Below are 21,108 nucleotides of genomic sequence, written 5' to 3'. Positions count from 1 at the left end.
AGGCTGGTGTAAACCAGCCTTTTTCTTATGTATTGGATCCAAATTAGCATGTTTTTTGTTCGTTTAAGAACTTTCATTCCTTTAATCATTGCGCTTGCGCTAGTTGGTTGTGCGGCTTCGCCCACGGCAGATATTGATGATGATATCAATACAACTGAAGGTCCGAGTGACCCGTTTGAAGGTTTTAACCGTGCTATGTGGACGTTTAATTATCAATATCTTGACCCCTATCTTGTCCGTCCGGTATCACTCGCGTACGTCGATTATACGCCTGTCCCCGTGCGTACTGGTATCAGCAATTTTTTGTCTAATCTAGATGAACCTTCTAGCATGGTCAATGACCTGCTTATGGGAAATGGTGAGTTAGCATTTAACCACTTTAACCGCTTTTGGATAAACTCAATATTTGGCTTGCTTGGTCTTATTGATGTTGCCGAGTATGGCGGGCTTCATCGTGAGGATGAGCGTGTGTTTAGTGATGTCGCGGGGCATTATGGAGTGGGTAATGGGCCGTATTTTGTCGTACCAGCTTATGGCCCTGTAACCACACGTGAAGCAACCAATTTGGTAGATGGAATGTATATGCCACTAAGTTATCTCACTTTTTGGGGTAAGTTAGGCAAATGGGCGTTTGAAGGACTTGAGTCGCGTGCTCAATTGGCGACACAAGAGTCGTTGCTAGAGAATTCACCTGATTCATATATCTTTGCTCGTGATATCTATCTTCAGCGAAGAGATTATAAAGCCCAGATAACGACAGAAACGATTGTGGATGATGAGGAAGAAGACTTCCTCGATGATTATCTAGATGAGTAGCCATTCTATTTAACTGAAGATAATAAAAAAGCAGGGGCAATTAGTAGCCACTGCTTTTTTAATAAATATGCTTTATTACTCAAACATATTTATGGGCTTGGTATAAATTAAAATTTATAACTAGCTTGTATGCCAAAGATCAACACGTTACCCGAAGTCTCGCCAACGAAGGTGCCACCAATTGCTGCTGCTCCTGCATCATCAGTATAACCTCTGGGCTCATTGATGCTGGCGTCTTTGGCGATAATATAGGTAAAACCAGCGTCAAAGTTAAGTTGATCAGACCATTTATAACCCGCACCAATACTTAGCCAAGTGCGATCCGTCTCTGGAATGGTAGCAGAGCGGTTTTTATCACTTACTGCAGAAGTATCATATGCGATACCTGAACGAACTAGCCATTTCTCATCTATTTGGTATGTTGAGCCTACTGCAAAACGATAGTTGTCACGCCAGTTTTCGATTTTGACCATCGAGTGCCCTATGGTGTCAACATTCGCCTCAAGTTTTTCGAAACTGCTCCAATCTGTCCAGTTAAAGCTTGCGTGCAGAGCTAAAGTTTCAGTTAGCTGATGGAAACTTGCTACCTCTGCTGTAGCCGGTAAAGTAAGTGGCAAACTGCCAGATTTGGTTACATCGGCATTACCTGGACCGAAAAAACCTGCGCCAGTCGCTTTTCCTTTAAGCTTTAAATTAACTTCGGATTTATATGTTAGTCCTAATCGGTGGTCTTCATTAATTTGCCAAACAGTACCGACTTGCCAGCCCCAATCAGTGGTATCACCTTCCATATATTTTAATGTGTCACCAGCATATGCAGCGTGACCGTGAGCCGGTGCTGTCGCACCAAAATGCCCTTCTGCCATAATGTAACGAACACCTGTACCAATGGTTACTGCCGGATCAACCTTATAGGCGAAGTTTACATTGGCTTCCATGGTTTTAACTTCTGCTTTGTTGCCAAAGTGGCTAGCAGCATAATTGCTACCTAAATCGGTTTTCATACCGTAATTAGATGATAGCGCTATACCCATAAAGAACTGATCGTTAATTTGATGAGACAGGTAAGCATTTGGAATTACTGCATCGTCGGCATAATCCTTAGATGAGACATTATAGTTAGAACCGTTATAAGCAACGTTTCCCTTAACATCGATATTTGGGTCAACATAGATGGCTCCCAATGATATCTGGGTACCTTCTAAATAACCGAGCAGAGCCGGGTTACGCCACTGTGAGCTCGCGTTATCGGCCATGGCAGCTTCACCTGCGTATGCGCGGCCTAGTCCTGTCGCAGAGTATTCAGCAAGTTGAAAACCCGCTGCATTTGATGATTGACTTACTGCTAGTAATCCGCCTGCAATGGCAAGAGAAAGCAAAGACTTATTTGTTTTCATTATCTATTTCGCTGAATTTATCGTTATTGAAGAAGCTTAAAATAATGAAATTGAAATTAGAGTAAATACTTTAATAAAACAAAAGAGGAATAGGGCTATAAACGGAATATAAATCCGCATTTCTTTGATATATTAGATTTTAATTCTGATAAAATGGTCTGACCACTGATAAATTGGGCGTACATCTGTATTATGAAATAGGCTGTTAACGCTACAACTGTTCACTGAAACAGTCGATTGGTTTGGATAGAGAAAGAAGAAATAGAAAAGGGCCGATGAAATCGGCCCTTAGACAGTAATTAATAAACTTAGTTTATTAGAAGCTACGGCTATACTGAAGACCCATCAAAATAGCATCTGCGTGAGTTGTTGCCTCAATAGATGTTCCTGGACCAATGGCTGCGCTTTGTTTCACTTTGACATCGTCCCCTAATAAGTAGGTAAAGCCAAAGTCAACGTTGGACTTTTCAGTAATGTGATAGGTAAAGCCAGTAGAGAACCAGTTTCTATCTGAGTCAGGAACTGAAATGGAGGTTAGTTCGTCTTGAGCACTGGTATCGTGCATATAACCTGCACGCAATGTCCAGTCATTGTTTAAGTAGTATGTGCCACCAAGAGAGTAGTGCATACCATTTTTCCAATCATAGGTACTAATAGTACCACTCTTTTTAGCTTTTAATTTATCGAATGATGACCAACCAATCCATTGCACGCTATAGTGTACGGCAAATTTACTATCTTCCAATTTATGGAAACCCGAGAACTCAAGCATACTTGGTAAAGGCATATAAACAGTATCGTCAACGTTCGAAGTTCCGCCTGCCACATTAGTTACTTTGCCTGTAGTTTTTAGTTCAGGGCTGTAATGATAAGATAAACCAAAACGATTATCTGAGTCGAGTTCAAATACTGTTCCTAGGTTAAAACCTAATCCCCAGCCATCTGCATCTATATCAACAAGCGTAGTTTTGTTGTAAGTTAGTGTACGCTTAAATTTGCCTGAACCATAAATTGCGTCTAACCCTGCTCCTATGCTCCATTGATCATTAATACGGTAAGAGCTCGCTAGTCCGATATTGAAGCTTTTAACATCAGTAGAGCCACCAAATTCACCAGCAATATAATCATCATCAAACTTTGTTTTGGTACCAAAATTAGTGTAGGCGTTAATACCCCAAGCAAACTTATCATTGACGGGAACAATTAAGTGAAGGTTTGGTGCAACTGATGTGTCTCCAGCATTACTTTCATTGGCAGGTCCAGAGTAAGGTGCCGCAACACCAGTATATTGCGCATCTTTTACTTCGATCATAGAAGTAATAGAGACAAAACCAAGAGAAAGCGCTGTTTCATCAAACAGTGCCATTGTAGCTGAGTTACGAGCCATTGCTGCAGCGTTATCAGCGATAACAGCATCACCAGCAAAAGCACGGCCTAATCCAGTAGCGGATTGAGCGTTAAGTTGGAATCCGGCAGCAAGAGCTTGCTGTGAAGCGAGAGCGACAGTGACTGCGATAATCGACTTTTTGTACAGACGCGACTTGTTCATTAGTAATTTCCTTTTTGTAATTTCGCCTCTTTGGGCGATATAACCGAGCTTTTGCTCAGTTTTATGGCTGATCCTAGTCACTATTATAACGATGAGAAATCCGACCATTAGCTAATTTGTCAGCAAATTGGTAAAACTGGTAGCTATCTTACAAGAATTGTAGTGAAACTGAGGGGTTTTAGAGTTATGACTCTAAACGCTTGTTTAAAATCATAAACAAAGCCCCTAATATAATTAGGGGCTATATAGACTAAAGTATAGGAGAGATGATAGAGGTGAGCTTAGTAGCGATAGCATCAATATTTTCACCTTCGCTACCGACTAAAATCATACTGGAATTAGCAATAGGTACTACAACGCCAGACATTCCATTTTCATTAAAATCAATAGGTTGCCCCGAATTGATGTTAGTAACAAACATTGTTACTCGGCCTTTATCTCCTTGAAAAACCATGTGCAGAGCGTTTGAAGCACCAAATCCACAGTGATTAAGGTAATAAACGTGGTATGGAAAACTTTCGCTAAATTGGTAGGCAAAAGGTTGCAACTTTGCATTGATCTGCGTTGAACTTACCTGTTCATCGAGTTTATTTACAAATGGAGACTCATCTACCACGTGTTTCATTGCCGTATCTGCCAAACTTGCGTGTGCCGGACTTACCAGCAACGGTGTCCAGTTTACCTGCCCAATAAGAATGCCTGCGGCAAATGCAACGGATGCAGCCATTGCTAACATCTGTTTAGTAAAGCTTTTACTCTCTGTCTGAGCATTTTGACTAAATAAAATGCGATCAGCGAGATCATCAGGAACATCAACCTTCATCGCTTTTTCGAGTTGAGCGTCTAAGCTCAGAATCTCTTCGGCAAACTTGCCGTTGGCTTCGGAAAGGTTGATAACGTCATTAATCTCGTTATCCCGGAATTTGGGTTCTGAGAGTATTCTGCGACGAAATTCTAAATCATCCATTTTTCAGCCCCATGTTGTTTTCTGAAGAATCAATCATTTCTTTAAGTTGATTACGAGCCCTAAATAGTCGAGTCATAACGGTATTTTTATTGAGATCTAGTATATCGCCAATCTCTTCACCGCTAAAGCCTCCAACCACTTGTAGAAATAGAGGTTCTCTATATTCCACTTCTAGCTTCATAATCTGCGCTTGAATCCATTTCTGCTGGTGGTGAGCATCATCACTGACTTTAGCTTCACTACCGTAGTCGTCGATATCAACCAGCTCCAGCTGTTTCCTTTCGAAGCGTCTAGCATTTTCTCGTCTAAGAATGGTGATTAGCCAAGATTTTGCTGCTTTCTCATCTTGAAGACTATCCAAAGACTTCCATGCCCTGAGGCAGGTTTCCTGAACAAGGTCTTCTGCAATGGATTTATCCTTGCATAACCAATAACCGTAACGAAATAGGTCTTTATGATAAGCGCGCACTAGTGCTTCGTACTTTCTTTGTTTATCCATATCCGAGTTGACCGGACTGGAGGTATTTTTCTTTCCGAAAAGATTAATTATCGACACATGTGCCTCCGTTTACCCTCTTGTTGTGCTTCGCAGAGGTAAAATCAACATTTATTGATCTACTTCAAAATCTTACATTGATATCTAGTTATAGTTAGTCTTGTCATCTAGCTAGTCTTTTGGGCTAGTGTGTTGAGCAAGATGACACTTCCTTTTGAAGGCTGACTTTACTTTCTCCTAATCAGGAAACTGATTATTTTCAATTGGCGTAAGTTAATTGTTTTATATAGATTCCAACCACACAATTTAGTGTGGTTTTTTTTTGCTTATAGTTTTGGTGAATCTTCCATAATTTACACATTACTCACTTAAATATCTATACCCATTCCGATGTAAAGTTCACCGTTAACTATTTCATTCTTTTCTAATTTTATACTAGATATCACGAATTTCCTGCTGTAATTGTTAAACGGGCGTTTGAATTTGGTAACAATTTCGTTACAATAGCGAAAGGTCAGACCTCTAAGGTAAAGGAGAAGAAATGAGCAGACAAGACGTCAAAACACGCTCTGGAGAACGAATAGCGATAGTTTCTGGGCTACGAACTCCATTTGCGAGACAAAGTACCGAATTTGGTAAAGTCCCCGCGGTTGATCTCGGTAAAATGGTGGTTAGTGAGCTGTTATCAAGAACGGATATCGATCCAGCATTGGTCGAGCAGGTGGTTTATGGACAAGTGGTTCAAATGCCAGCAGCTCCTAATATTGCTCGTGAGATAGTGTTAGGAACAGGAATGAATATCGGCACAGACGCTTATAGCGTAACACGTGCATGTGCGACCAGCTTTCAAGCATCAGTGAACGTCGCTGAGAGCATTATGGCGGGTGCAATCGATATTGGTATTGCAGGGGGAGCGGATTCTTCTTCTGTTCTGCCTATCGGTGTATCGAAGAAACTGGCAGCAGGTTTATTAGCTCTTAGCAAAGCAAAAACACTGAGTAAAAAGATAAAAATAGCTCGAAGCCTTTCTCTTAAAGATCTTGCCCCTGTTCCTCCTGCCGTCGCAGAGTATTCTACCGGCTTATCAATGGGGCAAACCGCTGAGCAGATGGCAAAATCATATGGCATTACTCGTCAGGAGCAAGACGAGCTAGCTCATCGTTCTCACTCTTTAGCCTCTAAAGCTTGGCAAGAAGGAAAGATTCGTGATGAAGTGATGACGGCTTTTCCTGAACCCTATAAACAGTGGATCGATCAAGACAACAATATTCGCCATGATTCCTCTATTGAAAGTTATGCCAAGCTACGTCCAGCGTTTGACCGAAAATTTGGTACCGTCACCGCAGCCAATAGTACTCCGTTAACCGATGGTGCAGGCGCGATACTTCTAATGCGAGAAGGAAGAGCTAAAGAGCTAGGACTCGATGTGCTTGGTTATATTCGCTCATATGCATTTTCTGCCATACAGGTGGAGTACGATCTATTAATGGGGCCATCATTTGCTACGCCAATGGCATTAGACAGAGCTGGGATCGAGTTAGCTGATTTAGATTTAATTGAGATGCATGAAGCATTTGCTGCTCAGACGTTAGCAAACGTAAAAATGTTTGCTAGTGACAAGTTTGCTCAGCAAAAACTTGGCCGCTCAAAAGCGATTGGTGAAATTGATATGGATAAATTTAACGTGCTTGGTAGCTCAATTGCTTACGGTCACCCCTTTGCAGCAACTGGCGCGAGGATGATGGTTCAGACGCTACGAGAGTTAAAACGTCGCGGTGGTGGACTTGCGTTGAATACCGCCTGTGCAGCGGGTGGATTAGGTGCGGCAATGATTTTGGAGGTTGAATAATGAGTGACAATAAATCATTACAGTTAACAATTGATGATGACAACATCGCTTGGCTTTCTATTGATATTGCTGATGAAAAGATGAATGTTCTTCGAGCAGACCTAATAGAAGAGATGGAAGGCTTGTTAACTGATTTCGAAAGCAACGAAAAAGGTATCAAGGGCTTAATTATCCATTCAGCGAAAGAGGATAACTTTATCGCTGGAGCGGACGTAAAAATGCTCGATGCTTGTCAGTCAGCGGAAGAAGCGGAAGAGTTGGCGAAAAAAGGACAACAAGTTTTTGACCGAATTTCATCTGTTAAATTTCCGGTAGTTTCGGCTATTCATGGAGTCTGTTTAGGTGGCGGACTTGAGTTTGCTTTAGCTTGTGATTATCGAGTCTGTTCTGACGACGATAAAACACGCTTAGGTCTACCTGAAGTGCAATTAGGCTTGCTGCCTGGCTCAGGTGGTACACAACGTCTGCCTCGCCTAATTGGCTTGCTACCCTCACTTGACATTATTCTTACTGGTAAGCAAGTTCGAGCAAAAAAAGCGGCTAAGCTGGGTATGGTTGATGCTGCTGTTCCTAACAGTGTATTACTGGATGTCGCTAAGCAGTTTGTAACTAAGCCAAAACGAAAAATCAAAACCGCGGGTAAAGAGAAACTGATCTCTCGTAATGGGTTAGGACGTAAAGTGATCTTTGATCAAGCGACCAAGAAAACATTACAGAAAACCCGAGGTAACTATCCAGCCGCTGACGCTATATTAGCGGTTATTCGTTTCGGTCTGGAAAAAGGATTGAAGAAAGGTTTAGCAAACGAAGCTAAAGAGTTTGGTAAATTGGTCATGACTGATGAATCAAAAGCGCTTCGTTCAATCTTTTTTGCCACAACTGAGATGAAAAAAGACAATGGCTCAGATGCTGAACCGATCAAAATCAACCGAGTCGGAGTGTTAGGCGGTGGGTTGATGGGCGCAGGTATAAGCCATGTTAGTGTCTCAAAAGCTAAGGTTCCCGTTAGGATTAAAGATGTATCCAACGATGGAGTACTTAATGCCCTTAACTATAATTACAAGTTATTTGAGAAACAGCGTAAACGTCGTATTTTAAGCAAAGCTCAGTTACAAGCTAAAATGATGCAGCTTTCGGGAGGCGTAGATTTTACCTCTTATAACAATGTTGATTTGGTGATTGAAGCTGTTTTTGAAGATCTCGACCTGAAGCAAAAGATGGTGGCAGATATTGAGCAAAATGCCAAGGCAGAAACCATTTTTGCTACCAATACCTCCTCATTGCCGATTGCTAAGATAGCGGAAAATGCTCAACGCCCTGAAAATGTGGTTGGTTTGCACTACTTTAGTCCTGCGGAAAAAATGCCATTGGTTGAAGTTATTCCACATGAAACAACGTCAGATGACGCTGTGGCTACAGTAGTTAATTTTGCTCGTAAGCAGGGTAAAACGCCTATTGTGGTTAAAGATAGTGCCGGTTTTTATGTTAACCGTATTCTTGCTCCATACATGAATGAAGCGGCCCATGTATTGATGGCCTCAGAACCCATCGAAGCATTAGATAATGCACTGTTGGACTTTGGATTTCCGGTTGGGCCGATAACACTACTTGATGAAGTTGGTGTCGATATTGGGGCGAAAATCATTCCTATTTTAGTTAATGAGCTGGGTGAGCGTTTCCAAGGACCAGATGTATTCGATATCTTGCTGAATGACAACCGTAAAGGAAGAAAAAGCGGTAAAGGGTTCTACAGCTACAAAGGAAAGAAAAAAGAAGTCGATAAGTCGGTTTATAAACTGCTAAAACTTGAGCCTAGTGCATCATTAACAAAAGACGAGATTGCTCTTCGCTGTGTTCTTCCAATGTTAAATGAAGCGGTTAGATGTCTAGATGAAGGAATTATTAGAAGCGCGAGAGATGGTGATATAGGGGCCATTTTTGGTATTGGCTTCCCTCCATTCTTAGGCGGGCCGTTTAAATATATGGATAAGATTGGTATTGAATCCCTTGTGGAACTTATGCGTGAGTATGCGTTGAAACATGGTGATCGATATGCCCCTTGTGATGGCCTGCTAACGCGATATGAAAATGGTGAATCGTTCTATTAATTCACCCTGTTAGAAGCTAAACAAGTAAAAGCCGAACTCAATAATAAACTGAGTTCGGCTTTTTTAGTTTGTGCGTGCTAACTTTTAACTTAGCAAAGCTTTATTGACTCGCTTCAAGAGATAGGGACAACCAGAATATCCACAGGGGATTTATTAATCAGGTGTTTTGAGTAAGAGAGCAGCTTGCTCCAAAAGTCGTGGTGGTGTCCACAAATTAACAGATCTACCTGACTATCATTAATGGTGCTTTCAAGTTTGTCGCTTAGATTGCCAGTACCCACAAAGCAGTGCTTGATTTTGTAGTCTGCATAGCGTTCAAATTTTTGTAATTGTTCAATGGAGTGCTCGCTGACAGGGCATTCATTATGATCTTTTTGAATATCAATTAATTCAGGGTAGATCTCTCCGTGAGTACCATCAATATGAATAAACGAAACCTCGGCTTGAAACTGTTTGGCAAAAAATACTGCTTTATCAATCAATAGGTTACTATCTTCTGAAAGCTCTAACGCAACTAAAATATGTTTATAATTCATAATTATACCTCGCCAATACTTATACACCCTTAATCATAACGAGAGGAGCAGAAATAAATGTAGAATAGCTCTCATAACGATTAAAATATTGTTAATATACAGCGAGTTTGAAGAGAGCCACTCCATAAATGAACTGGTGGTATGATGATGAACGATGAAACTATTCAGCAAACCATTGCTAAGTTTACTTCAATTGAGCAAGCACTAACTTACTTTGATATTGAGTTTGATAGTAAGTTTATTGAAGAATATGGTACTCAACTGGTAAAAAGATTTAATGGTTATCTAATTTTAGAAAAGCCAGATGATTGGTTTTCAGCAAGGCGTGCGCTTAAAAATGCTTATTGTAAAGTACAACGGGGCCGTTTAGACCCGCATACTCGTTCAGCATGTCGAGGCTGTACATCTTGCCAACGACGATAAATCGACGGTTTCTTACTGCTATTTGAGTTTAACTAACCCAGTTCTATATCTTTTGGCCTGAGTTGAAACTCTTCAATATTGCCAATCTCATTACCAATGTTGATAGAACAAGAGTGCTGATGATTGTTTCCTTTTGAATGGAGAATTAACCGGTTAGCGGTGCGAGGCTTAAGTACATTGACCACAAAGCGTATCATTTCTGTTTTATCTAGTTTCTCTATTTCGTCCAGCACAAGTTCTTTTTGATTAAACTCTAGATCTTTATTGCCTATAGCGACCCAAAACCGCTGTGCTCTGCCTCTTAGGTTATTATCTGGCGCGGCGATTTGGTTGCATAACCCTTGCTTACTGTTTAGCCATTGAGATTCACTTAGCTCAAGCAATAGCAAATAGAAGTCGTTTAGGAACTCATCAATGGCCTGCAATAGATCGTTGGGGGCAAACTTAGGTGACTGGACATATAAGACTAAACCGGGATGACGATTTAACGGCATATTTCCTGTACCAACCATATAACCTAATTGTTGCTTGGTTCTAACTTCATTGAAAAATGAAGCGGACATTAGGTGATTAACCAAGGTGTATAAGGCAATACTTCTAGGATCGCAGTGTGGTGATTGATAATAAATAACGATAGCGGAGTCATCTTGGTCGCAGGCTAGCTCTCTTTGGAATGTGCCTGAATTTCCAAGCATCACCAGTGGTCTAAGTGACTCTTCATACTGTTGATTCTTTACTCTCATGGCATCTTTGAGGGTCGTGGCCAACTGAGTTGCTTGCTGACGGGTCCAATCGCCATAGACGAACATTTCAATATGAAGTTCAGCAATAATTGCCTCTACAAATGTCGCTAACTCATCAACCTCTATCGACTCTAATGCTTCAATTAAGGCGGGATGAGGAGGGTTATTTGGTTGCAAAAGTCCAGTCATGGCATTGAAAAGTTGCGAAATAGGACGATCTTTTGCCGCATTACGCCAGTTTCGAAGCATCTGTGTTTTGATGGTGTCAAATCGGTGTTGGCTAAATTCTCTGTTAGTAAACTGCTGTAAGATCATGCTGAGCAGTTCGGGTTGCTTCTGACTAAAACCAGAGATAGATAACGTTACCCCACCTTGGTGGGCATAAACGTTGTATCCCATACCTGCAATCTCTGCCGGATAAGTTTGTGTGGCCAAACTATCTAAGAAAATCTCAACACAGAGCCTCATCTTGACTATTTTTCTGGGAGTAGAGACGGCATGTGGGCTATCTATAGCGATATAGACCACGCCTTTTGGTACTCTAAACTCTCTCTCTTGAAGATGCCATAACCGAAAACCGGGAAGTTCTTCAATCAGTTGTGGGACAGAGGCATCACTTTCTAACTCTTGCGGGTCTAAGTGATAGCAGATAAACGGGTTTTTTTCAGGCAACGATTGCTCAGGATTAAGATCAACATTACTCCAGTTGTTTAACTGCTCAGTTGTAAATGGAGTGACAGAGTAAGGAGTTTGGTACCACTTGGCCGTGCGATCAAAACGGCCCTCTTTGCTGATTAATGTGATTCTGGCGTTGTCGGCGGTTAAATAGGTCAGCATGGACGTTAATAACGTCTCATTATAGTCTGTCATTTTGTAGTCGCCATACACGACATCTTCTTGTGGGTAATGCTGTAAATTCATCACCAAATGGCTGACCAAGTCCATTGGACGGGCTTTTTCCTGAAAGCGGAAGGCGGACTCTAGTACCGCTTGCTTCTCTTTAAAGCGCCACTCATTGATTCCCTGCTGTTTTATCAACTCAATGTACTGGAACAGAGCTAGGATAATATCGTCTTGATAACCCATACCTTGCTGGGTTAGGTTGATGTTGACGGTAAATTCTCTAAAGTTACTGCCATTTATTCCGCCACCAGCGGCTAATGACGTTATCCATCCTTTCTCTTTTAGAGTTAGCATCAAGCTCCCTTTACCTTCCGCACCAATGAGATGAGCAAAGTAGGAGAGAGGTTTGCAGTTGTACTCTTGGTCTAGGTTTGGAAAATTGAAAGAGATGATCAGTTTTCTTGCTTCTTTAACTGGGCAAACTTTAACAAATAAGCTTTTGTCTTGATCTCTCACGAGAGGGACATCTATACCCTTGTGTTCCAGTTGTTGATTGTTAATCTGTGAGAACTTCTGTCGCACTTCAGATTCTAATGAATCAAGATCATCTGGCGTGAGTACCGATAAAGTCATCAGGTCAGCAGAGTAGTGTTGCTGGTAAAAGGCGATGATCTCTTCTCTGATGGTACTATTTTCACGATCCGCAAGTGTATCAATATTACCGACAGAGAACTGACTGAATGGATGGCAAGGGTTAATAACCTCTTTATGTACCTGATACAGCCTGCGCATATCATCTTGCAGTTTTAGACGATACTCCGAGTCGACAGCTTCTCTCTCTTTGTCTAACGCTTCAGCATTAAACAGCGGTAATACAAAAAACTGACTGAAACGATCTAAAGCTTGGCTAAAGGCACTAGGGATAACATCAAAGAAGTAACAGGTATGTTCGGTTCCTGTCCAAGCGTTATTGTGACCGCCGTTCTGGCTGATAAAATGCTGAAATTCACCAACCTTTGGATACTTGTCTGTTCCTAAAAACAGCATATGTTCTAGGTAATGAGCTAATCCTTCTCTATCTTTCGGATCGTCAAAGTGTCCCACGTTAACTGCTAGTGCTGCTGCGGATTTTTGAGCCTGACTATCTTGTATAAGTAAAACTCGTAAACCATTATCTAAACTGAGGTATCGATAATGATTGTTATCATTTGAGCTTAAGTGCACGAGCGGTCTCCAAATAGAGCGTGTTAGTTAAGTATGGCGTTGATACGGATTGCTGCAAACTAAGTGGGCAATTTATTGTGCTTTCATGGTTTTTACGACATTTTTTGATGTTTATCGTTATATAATGCCAGACTTTTTGAGCAAGGTAATTGATATATTTATATTATTTTGCTTTGCTTACTATACCCTAGTCACTCTCGATGCCGGCAACACCAAGAGACCGCCCGGGGATGTAATTTGACCTAGAAAATATCTGTACGGGAAGCAACAATGAAAGTGTTTATTATGCGGCATGGTGAGGCAGAGCATTTTGCTAATAGCGATGCGGAAAGAGAGTTGACGACGAGAGGGCGAGAGCAATCACTAGCGGTGGCTCGAGCGTGTGAACGTCAGGGATTTCATCAATTTGACTCGGTGTTAGTGAGTCCATACATACGAGCTCAACAGACATGGCAGACCATTTCTAGTGTCTTTACCACTCATGATGACGGATTCTCTACTTATCAAGACATCACTCCGTATGGAACCTCATCCGATGTTTTTCATTATGTATCTGCACTGATCGCGAGCAAAAACCTTGATACGGTTTTGCTGGTGTCTCATCTTCCTCTTGTTGGCTATTTAACCGCAGAGTTTGTTTCAGGTATTGCACCACCCATGTTTCCCACTTCTGGGCTTGTGTGTATCGAGTACGATGCAGAGACAATGTGTGGTGAACTGTTATGGCATATTCACCCTTAACACAATAAACATTATTTTTCGGCAATGCTAAGCAGTATAAGCAGAGCGCCATTACCACCAAATTCTAATGGAGCTTGGTGGTAAGCCATAACATCCGGATGCTGAGCCAGCCAGATGGGCACTTTTTGTTTTAATATATGTTTACCAATACCATGCATAACACACGCGCAATGCACATTCTCTCTAACACAATGAGCTAACATGGCGGCTAATTCCGCTTTGGCTTCTTGTTGGGTCATGCCGTGCATATCGAGATAGACGTCAGGAACATAGACACCACGACGAAGTCGTTTTACCTCATATTTCGAAACATCGCTTCTGGCATATCGAGTTGGGCCCTCAGCATCTAAGTGCGGAACGAACTCATCTGAGAAGAAAAACTCATTATCTTTTGCTTCTCTGTCAAACCGTTGAGTATCTTTTTGCTTAATGTCTCTTTTTGGTTTTTGGATTATGGTATCCTGTCGCAACTTTTTTATGCCCTTAACTGCGTCTTGAAATAAGGCAAAGTCGTCATCAAAGTTTTGGTCTTTGTTGCTCATAATTAATCATTCTTTGTTAGATGCGGGTATTGTAGCGCTTTTTGGAGACAATTTTGGATAAGATTTTTGTAGATGAAGTGGTTTCAGAGTTATCAACACTTCAGGATATGCTTCGTTGGACTGTAAGTCGATTTAACGCAGCGGGTCTATTTTATGGACATGGCTCGGATAATTCATGGGATGAAGCCGTTCAATTGATCTTACCGACAATATATCTTCCTATCGATATACCCCCACACGTACTAAATTCTCGCCTTACCACATCTGAGCGCAGTCGCATTGTGACCAGAGTGGTTAAACGCATTAACGATAAAATTCCTACGGCATATTTGACCAACAAAGCGTGGTTTTGTGGGCTGGAATTTTATGTAGATGAACGCGTTTTGGTGCCTCGTTCACCAATAGGAGAGTTAATCGAAGCTCAATTTCAACCTTGGTTAGTTGACTCGCCATATCGCATTATGGATTTATGTACCGGAAGTGGATGCATAGCGATTGCTTGTGCTCACGCCTTTCCAGACGCGGAAGTCGATGCAATTGATATTTCTACTGATGCTTTAGAAGTGGCTGAACAAAATATTCAGAGCCACGGCATGGAACAGCAGGTATTTCCTATCCGTTCTGACCTTTTCCGAGATTTAGCCAAAGACGATAGCTACGATATTATCGTCTCTAATCCTCCTTATGTTGATCAGGAAGATATGGCTAGTCTGCCAGAGGAGTTCACTCACGAGCCAGAACTGGGTCTAGCGGCGGGAACGGATGGACTCAAGTTAGTTCGACGTATACTGGCTAACGCTCCTAATTATTTAAGTGAAAATGGCATCTTGATTTGTGAAGTCGGTAATTCTATGGTGCACATGATGGAACAGTACCCTGAAATACCGTTTACTTGGATCGAATTTGAAAACGGCGGTCATGGTGTATTTATGCTGACACGCCAGCAGCTAGTTGAATGTGCAGATCATTTTAGTCTTTATATCGACTAACATGGAACAGCAATTGTCATTGCTGAATAAAACCCTCAAAAAGATCAGAAATATTCTGGTCTTTTTTTGTTTAGAAAGGGTTTACATCGTGCGCGGATAAAGCGAACATGAAAGCAATACCATTTTTTACTCACCCTCCGTGCTAAGGCGCTTTCTATAAAGCAGATGTAACTAAGCACGTTGCCAGAAGTTCAATGTGAATTGATGATATGTGAGTGATTAACGTTTTAAAACGCGAACAAGATAATGAGGATTTAATGGCTGGAAATAGTATTGGTCAGCACTTTACGGTAACCACATTCGGAGAGAGTCACGGTATTGCATTAGGTTGTATTGTGGATGGTTGTCCTCCAGGACTTGAGATTACTGAAGCTGATTTACAAAAGGATTTGGATCGCCGTCGTCCAGGGACGTCTCGTTATACTACTGCCCGAAGAGAACCGGATGAAGTGAAAATTTTATCTGGAGTATTTGAAGGCAAAACGACTGGCACCTCAATCGGGCTATTAATTGAGAACACTGATCAGCGTTCAAAGGATTATTCCGAAATTAAAGACAAGTTTCGTCCCGGTCATGCAGATTATACCTATCACCAAAAGTATGGGGTACGAGACTATCGAGGCGGAGGACGTTCTTCTGCTCGAGAAACCGCGATGCGTGTTGCAGCAGGCGCTATTGCTAAGAAGTACTTACAACAAGAGTTTGGTATCGAAGTGAGAGCCTATCTTTCGCAGATGGGAGACGTCACTATCGATAAAGTCGATTGGGATGAGATCGAAAACAATGCCTTTTTCTCTCCTGATGCAGACAAAGTGGATGCGTTTGACCTGCTTATTAGAGAACTGAAAAAACAGGGCGATTCAATTGGTGCCAAAATTCAGGTTGTTGCAAGCAATGTACCTGTTGGATTAGGCGAACCTATCTTTGATCGCTTAGATGCTGATATCGCTCATGCATTGATGAGCATTAATGCTGTTAAAGGTGTGGAAATTGGTGACGGCTTTGATGTGGTTGCGCAAAAAGGCAGTGAACATAGAGACCCACTAACGCCAACAGGTTTTAAATCTAATCATGCTGGAGGCATCTTAGGGGGTATTTCTACGGGGCAAGATATTGTCGCGAGTATTGCTCTTAAGCCAACGTCCAGCATTACGGTTCCAGGTGAGACAATAACAAAAGCAGGAGAGGCCACTGAACTCATCACTAAGGGTCGCCATGATCCTTGTGTAGGTATTCGTGCAGTGCCAATTGCAGAAGCTATGTTAGCCATCGTCCTTATGGATCACTTACTTCGCCATCGTGGACAGAACTTTTCTGTTACTACTGAAACCCCAAAAATTTAGTAGTAGAGCCTGATGACGTGAGAGCAAGGAAGAGAGTTTGTCTTTCTTGCTCTTTGTTCTTCAGTGGCGCTAAGTTGTTGGCCTTGCTTGCTCTTTGAAGTAAGTAACTAGGCGAAGATGTCGTTTGCTTTTTCAAATGATCAACACATTTGTAGATATATTATGCAACATCACTATTCAGATTTAATCTCCATTTTTAATCAAACCTTTTTTGAACAGTTTAATACTCGTCTAATGCTAGGTGATGATGAGCCGATCTATTTACCAGCTGACGAGACAGTAAGTTATCACCGTATTCTATTTGCCCACGGTTATTACGCTTCTGCGCTACATGAAATAGCCCATTGGTGTGTAGCGGGGGCAGAAAGAAGAGAGCAACAAGATTATGGTTACTGGTATCAACCCGATGGGAGAACAGAGGCGGTGCAGCGAGAATTTGAAGCGGTAGAAATCCTTCCTCAAGCTTATGAATGGATACTCTCTGTAAGTGCGGGCTTTTCATTTACGGTTAGTTGTGACAATCTGCATGGCGATTTTGAGCCAGATAGGTTGGCGTTTATGCAGCAAGTTTATAATCAAGTTGCCACGACATTATCATCAGGACTGCCACCAAGGTTATTAGCGTTGAGTAATGCATTACGACATTTTTACAGTATTGCTGAGCTTGATATTGACCAATTTGAAGTACGATAGAGAACACTATGATTTTACAATATGAAGAGAAAATATTAGAAAAAATTGATGCATCAGTTACGACAGCGTCAGATGATGAGTTATTTGCCGGTGGCTACTTGCGAGGGCATATATCTCTTGCGGTTGCAGACTGTGAAGCATTGGACATTGATGATATTGCTGTGTTGGAAGAGAAGATAGCAACTAGCTTAGAGCAAGCAAAGTCTGAGTTATCTCCTGCTGACCGCGTTATTGTCATGGCGTTATGGTATGAGCTAAAAAAAGCGATTTGAGCTTTTTAATAAATTATGTTGATGTTATCGCCAGATATAGAGCAATGATACTAACTTGTTATTTTTTCTCTAATAACTCGATTTTCCCGAAAGAAATTAGAATGTAACGACAGATTGAAAAGTTTGACATTGCTTCCATTTAAAAATTTGATCTGAGCGACAGAATAAATTTATTTGCTTGATAAAATGTTAGCCTAAATAACAAAAATCATTAGGTGCAGAAATGAATGGGTTTGACATGAAAACAGCGGTAGTTGTTTTTGTCTTTGTTGGATACATCAGCACCTACGTTTTTGCAATAACTTGGTGGCAGAATAAAGGGCGTTTCTCTGGTTTAGGTTACTTTTTTGCGGGCTTCTTTCTTTTTTCCCTTGGTCTCTCGTTAGGGGTGTTTAGAGGCGAATTACCCATACTGTTAACGGTTATTGTCGCCAATATATTGATGTTTTTTAGCAATGTACTGTTTCTGTTTGGACTTAGTGCATTCTTGAAAATAAAGTTGTACAAAAGTATTTACTACGCCTACACCATTCTCTTTACCTTACTATACAGTTATTTCACTTTAATTGAGTACGATCTTTCTAGCCGCATTATTGTCTTTAGTAGCATGATACTGGTGACTTATTCTCATATGCTGTATCTGCTTTATATCAAGGTAAAAAGCGGAGATAGCAATTTTATTTATAGTCTTGGCGTTGCCATTGTATCCTTGGCGATTATCTCTTCTTGTCGGGCCTATTTTGCGTTTGTTGAAGGTTCCCCAACTGATTACTTCTCTATCTCATCCTACGAGACCATACTTGTTATGGCGACTATTGTGGCGATGACACTGTTTGTTTTTTCATTACAGTTAATGGTTAGTGGCCGTCTTTTTAGTATTACTGAAGAGCGGGCGGCATTACAAAAAGTGCTGCTAAAAGAGACGGAAAAATTAGCCACGACTGATAGTCTTACGAATCTATTTAATAGAAGAAAAATTGAGTCGATAGTTGAACAGGAGTTTAAAAAATCCGTTCAAAACCATCGCCAGTTTTCGGTTATTTTATGTGACTTAGACTATTTTAAAGCAACCAATGATAAGTATGGGCATGATGTGGGAGACCAAGCACTTATTGAAGTGGCTTCAATACTCACGGATCTTATTGGTCGATCAGGAGAGGTGGGAAGATGGGGAGGAGAAGAGTTTATGATTGTATTGCCCAAACTGTCACTCAAAGAAGCATTGCAGGTGGCCAATAGCCTTCAATATTACCTCAGTAACTATCGTCCTAAATTTACGACAGAAAAAGAGATGCTAACGATGAGCTTTGGTGTTGCTGATAACAGTTTCAAACATCGAGATTATCAGGCTGTTGTAAAACAAGCCGATACAGCACTCTATTCTGCCAAAAATAATGGCCGGAATAGAGTGGAGTACTCCGCTGAATTAGTTAACTAATGTCATAGCTGGCGATAGTGCTATAGTGAATGAGATGCATGGATAGGCTTTCCTTTTAGCAACCTTCTTATCCACATTTTCCCCGGATGAATCACCTCTAACATCTCATTTGGTAATGGCAGCGGGTCGTTACATATTTGGCTGGCTAACACTTCTGCCATTAATGGAGCGGAACATAACCCTCTGCCACCTAATGCAGCAAAACAGTATAGGTTAGGGTAACTTGCAACGTTAGATGCAGATGCTTTATTATTTTTTAAATCGGCGTACTCACTGGCTATTTTTTCTAAGTCGCAAACATTCCCAACATAGGGCAGGTGATCTCGTGTTACACAGCGTACGCCCTGACGAGAGAGATTGTCACTGACATCAACTTCCTTCGGCCATTGCTGTTTTGGTAAGCTACGGAGCAATTTATACCTGTTCTCTTGTTGTATCTCTGCGTCGAAATCTTGATCGACACAGTTTCGATCATGGCTTGCGCCGATACAGTGCAGTTGATCTCGTGGATTGGAAGGCGTCATATAACCGTTGTAGCAGAGTACCGTATTCAGCTTGGCTAAGTTTTTTGTGGTAGGTAAATGGGAAACTTGCCCCTTAACAGACGTTGCGGCAATAGATTGAGTCTGGTGGAAATGAGTGAATTGATGGCCATTGGCGATCACCACAGACTGATGTTTAAATGGCTGTTTTTCCGATGTTAATTGCCACAATTTATCGTTATCTAGATAATCTAGTTTATCTATTTTGCAGTTAAAGTGAACAGAAAGATTATGTTCCGACTGAAGGTGTGTAAGTAAGTTTTGCGTCAGTTGTCTAGGCGCGAGCCAGCCACCAAGAGGGTAGCTGACACTCGGGCAGTCGATAGGTAGCCCAACAACTTTGCTAGATTGTTCTGCGGTCAGCTTATGTACAAGTTGTTCAGGAAAATGCCCCTCAAGCAGTTTGTTTAATTTGTTATCGGACTTTTCATCCCATAACAATTGAGTGACGCCACACCAATCATGATCAAAAGAGATGGTTTTTGCTAGCTGTTCGACATATTGTCTCGCGTATAAGAAAGCCGGGGCAAATAAGCGTGATACACCGGTGTGAGAGCCGTTGAGTAATGGGTAAAGTGCTCCTTGTCGGTTTCCTGATGCATTGAGAGCCGCTTCTTCATCTTGGCAGTACAGGGTGACTTTTTTACCTCTTCGGCATAGCTTATCTGCTAATATAGCGCTGGCGATGCCGCCTCCTATAATAGCAATATCCTCAACATTATCTGTATCAGGTCTAGCAAACCAAGCTGGTATGTTACCCTTGAACTGCTTATCCGGAAGTGTCCCAGCAATCATCTCTCTTTTATGGCCAAACCCTTTAACTTTTTTCATTTCAAAGCCGGCATCAATTAAGCCTCGGCGAACAAAACCCGCGGCAGTGAAAGTTGCGCAGCTACTGCCAACTTTTGCCAGTTGAGCCATGCCATCAAACAGTGTTTGACTCCACATGTCTGGATTTTTGCTTGGAGCGAACCCATCAAGAAACCAGCAGTCTACAATACCAGCATCGTTAACAGGGACACTGGGTAAAGTTTCTTTGATATCCCCAAACCAGAGATCAAGAGTTATCATACCCTTTGCCATGGCGATGCGATGGCATTCAGGAAGAGCGATAGGGTAATTTTGCTGCAACTCTTTGGCGTATATTGCAAGCTCTGGCCAAGATTGGTGCGCCTTATATAAATCAGTCTTGTTTAAGGGGAATTTCTCAAAACTGATGAAATGTAGTTCTTTTAGTGGCGAATTTGGATATTCTGCTCGAAATTTTTCAAAGCACTGCCATACTGCAAGAAAGTTTAATCCAGTACCAAATCCAGTTTCGGCGATAACAAAGCGGCGTTGTTCATATGTTTGCCATCTTTCTGGTAGATTATTTTGCTGAAGAAAAACATATTTTGACTCTTCTAACCCATTAGTGTTGGAAAAATATACGTCGTCAAATTGTTCTGAAACAGGAGTTCCAGCATCATTCCAATCAAGATTGGCATTGGTAATTGTTGTCATCGTCTTGCCGAGTGTTGCTATACTCTTGCTACTTGAAGCTGCAGCAGTGTGACAGGTAACTGGAAACTTACCTGCAAGCCTAAGTAGTTTGGGT

At 41.5% G+C, this 21,108-nt stretch carries 18 protein-coding genes; 10 read left to right on the top strand and 8 right to left on the bottom strand.

Annotation, left to right across the window (positions count from 1 at the left end; genetic code table 11):
- The first annotated feature begins 42 nt into the window (after window positions 1-42).
- Complete coding sequence (locus tag CHJ_RS10425; protein ID WP_171752192.1) at window positions 43-816, top strand: VacJ family lipoprotein; 774 nt, start codon at window positions 43-45, stop codon at window positions 814-816.
- Between the two features lie 107 nt (window positions 817-923).
- On the opposite strand, the gene CHJ_RS10420 is transcribed toward CHJ_RS10425, so the two are convergent.
- From CHJ_RS10420 to CHJ_RS10405, 4 genes are all read right to left on the bottom strand, one after another.
- Window positions 924-2,213, bottom strand: coding sequence for an outer membrane protein transport protein (locus tag CHJ_RS10420; protein WP_317917638.1), 1,290 nt, complete (start codon window positions 2,211-2,213; stop codon window positions 924-926).
- 316 nt (window positions 2,214-2,529) lie between these two features.
- A complete protein-coding gene (locus tag CHJ_RS10415; RefSeq protein ID WP_317917637.1) occupies window positions 2,530-3,762 on the bottom strand; it encodes an outer membrane protein transport protein in 1,233 nt (410 codons plus the stop codon).
- A gap of 250 nt (window positions 3,763-4,012) precedes the next feature.
- Window positions 4,013-4,729, bottom strand: coding sequence for a DUF3379 family protein (locus tag CHJ_RS10410; RefSeq protein WP_317917636.1), 717 nt, complete (start codon window positions 4,727-4,729; stop codon window positions 4,013-4,015).
- Entirely contained in the window at window positions 4,722-5,285 is a 564-nt protein-coding gene (locus CHJ_RS10405; protein ID WP_171752109.1) for a sigma-70 family RNA polymerase sigma factor, read from the bottom strand. Before CHJ_RS10405 ends, CHJ_RS10410 begins: the two co-directional genes overlap by 8 nt.
- 481 nt (window positions 5,286-5,766) lie before the next feature.
- Between CHJ_RS10405 and fadI the strand changes: the two genes are divergently transcribed.
- Complete coding sequence (gene fadI / locus CHJ_RS10400) at window positions 5,767-7,074, top strand: acetyl-CoA C-acyltransferase FadI (protein ID WP_171752110.1); 1,308 nt, start codon at window positions 5,767-5,769, stop codon at window positions 7,072-7,074.
- Window positions 7,074-9,182, top strand: coding sequence for a fatty acid oxidation complex subunit alpha FadJ (fadJ, locus tag CHJ_RS10395; protein ID WP_317917635.1), 2,109 nt, complete (start codon window positions 7,074-7,076; stop codon window positions 9,180-9,182). The genes fadI and fadJ overlap by 1 nt, the downstream gene beginning before the upstream one ends.
- A 113-nt stretch (window positions 9,183-9,295) precedes the next feature.
- Here the strand turns inward: fadJ and CHJ_RS10390 are convergent, their stop codons facing one another.
- Window positions 9,296-9,718, bottom strand: coding sequence for a universal stress protein (locus tag CHJ_RS10390; RefSeq protein ID WP_317917634.1), 423 nt, complete (start codon window positions 9,716-9,718; stop codon window positions 9,296-9,298).
- Between the two features lie 147 nt (window positions 9,719-9,865).
- Between CHJ_RS10390 and CHJ_RS10385 the strand changes: the two genes are divergently transcribed.
- Entirely contained in the window at window positions 9,866-10,141 is a 276-nt protein-coding gene (locus CHJ_RS10385) for a nitrogen fixation protein NifW (protein ID WP_171752113.1), read from the top strand.
- A gap of 32 nt (window positions 10,142-10,173) precedes the next feature.
- Here CHJ_RS10385 and CHJ_RS10380 read toward each other — a convergent pair whose 3' ends face one another.
- Entirely contained in the window at window positions 10,174-12,951 is a 2,778-nt protein-coding gene (locus tag CHJ_RS10380) for an insulinase family protein (RefSeq protein WP_317917632.1), read from the bottom strand.
- 270 nt (window positions 12,952-13,221) lie between these two features.
- Here CHJ_RS10380 and sixA point away from each other — a divergent pair, with 270 nt between their 5' ends.
- Window positions 13,222-13,692, top strand: a complete 471-nt coding sequence (gene sixA, locus CHJ_RS10375; RefSeq protein ID WP_171752115.1) for a phosphohistidine phosphatase SixA — start codon at window positions 13,222-13,224, stop codon at window positions 13,690-13,692.
- 11 nt (window positions 13,693-13,703) lie between these two features.
- Here sixA and smrB read toward each other — a convergent pair whose 3' ends face one another.
- Window positions 13,704-14,234 (bottom strand): endonuclease SmrB, encoded by a 531-nt coding sequence (gene smrB, locus CHJ_RS10370; protein WP_171752116.1) that lies wholly within the window; start codon window positions 14,232-14,234, stop codon window positions 13,704-13,706.
- A gap of 53 nt (window positions 14,235-14,287) precedes the next feature.
- On the opposite strand from smrB, the gene prmB reads away from it, so the two are divergent.
- The 5 genes from prmB (at window position 14,288) to CHJ_RS10345 (ending at window position 18,969) form a co-directional block, all read left to right on the top strand.
- Window positions 14,288-15,223: a 50S ribosomal protein L3 N(5)-glutamine methyltransferase gene (prmB, locus tag CHJ_RS10365; RefSeq protein ID WP_317917631.1), complete on the top strand. Its 936-nt coding sequence runs from the start codon at window positions 14,288-14,290 to the stop codon at window positions 15,221-15,223.
- A gap of 257 nt (window positions 15,224-15,480) precedes the next feature.
- Window positions 15,481-16,566: a chorismate synthase gene (gene aroC / locus CHJ_RS10360; protein ID WP_317918104.1), complete on the top strand. Its 1,086-nt coding sequence runs from the start codon at window positions 15,481-15,483 to the stop codon at window positions 16,564-16,566.
- A gap of 162 nt (window positions 16,567-16,728) precedes the next feature.
- Window positions 16,729-17,259 carry an elongation factor P hydroxylase gene (locus tag CHJ_RS10355; RefSeq protein WP_171752119.1) on the top strand — a complete coding sequence of 177 codons (531 nt, stop codon included), beginning with the start codon at window positions 16,729-16,731 and terminating at the stop codon, window positions 17,257-17,259.
- 8 nt (window positions 17,260-17,267) lie between these two features.
- Complete coding sequence (locus tag CHJ_RS10350; protein ID WP_171752120.1) at window positions 17,268-17,531, top strand: YfcL family protein; 264 nt, start codon at window positions 17,268-17,270, stop codon at window positions 17,529-17,531.
- A 223-nt stretch (window positions 17,532-17,754) separates the two neighbouring features.
- The gene (locus tag CHJ_RS10345; RefSeq protein WP_317917630.1) at window positions 17,755-18,969 is read left to right on the top strand and encodes a GGDEF domain-containing protein; all 1,215 of its coding nucleotides are present in this window, start codon (window positions 17,755-17,757) and stop codon (window positions 18,967-18,969) included.
- Window positions 18,970-18,989: 20 nt separating this feature from the next.
- Here the strand turns inward: CHJ_RS10345 and mnmC are convergent, their stop codons facing one another.
- Window positions 18,990-21,014, bottom strand: coding sequence for a bifunctional tRNA (5-methylaminomethyl-2-thiouridine)(34)-methyltransferase MnmD/FAD-dependent 5-carboxymethylaminomethyl-2-thiouridine(34) oxidoreductase MnmC (gene mnmC / locus CHJ_RS10340; protein ID WP_317917629.1), 2,025 nt, complete (start codon window positions 21,012-21,014; stop codon window positions 18,990-18,992).
- Window positions 21,015-21,108: the final 94 nt, after the last annotated feature.

This window comes from Vibrio sp. MACH09, from assembly GCF_033238805.1.
In the GTDB taxonomy this organism is placed as follows: domain Bacteria; phylum Pseudomonadota; class Gammaproteobacteria; order Enterobacterales; family Vibrionaceae; genus Vibrio.
Note: the sequence above shows the minus strand (reverse complement) of the source record. Positions and strands in the feature narration are given on the sequence as shown.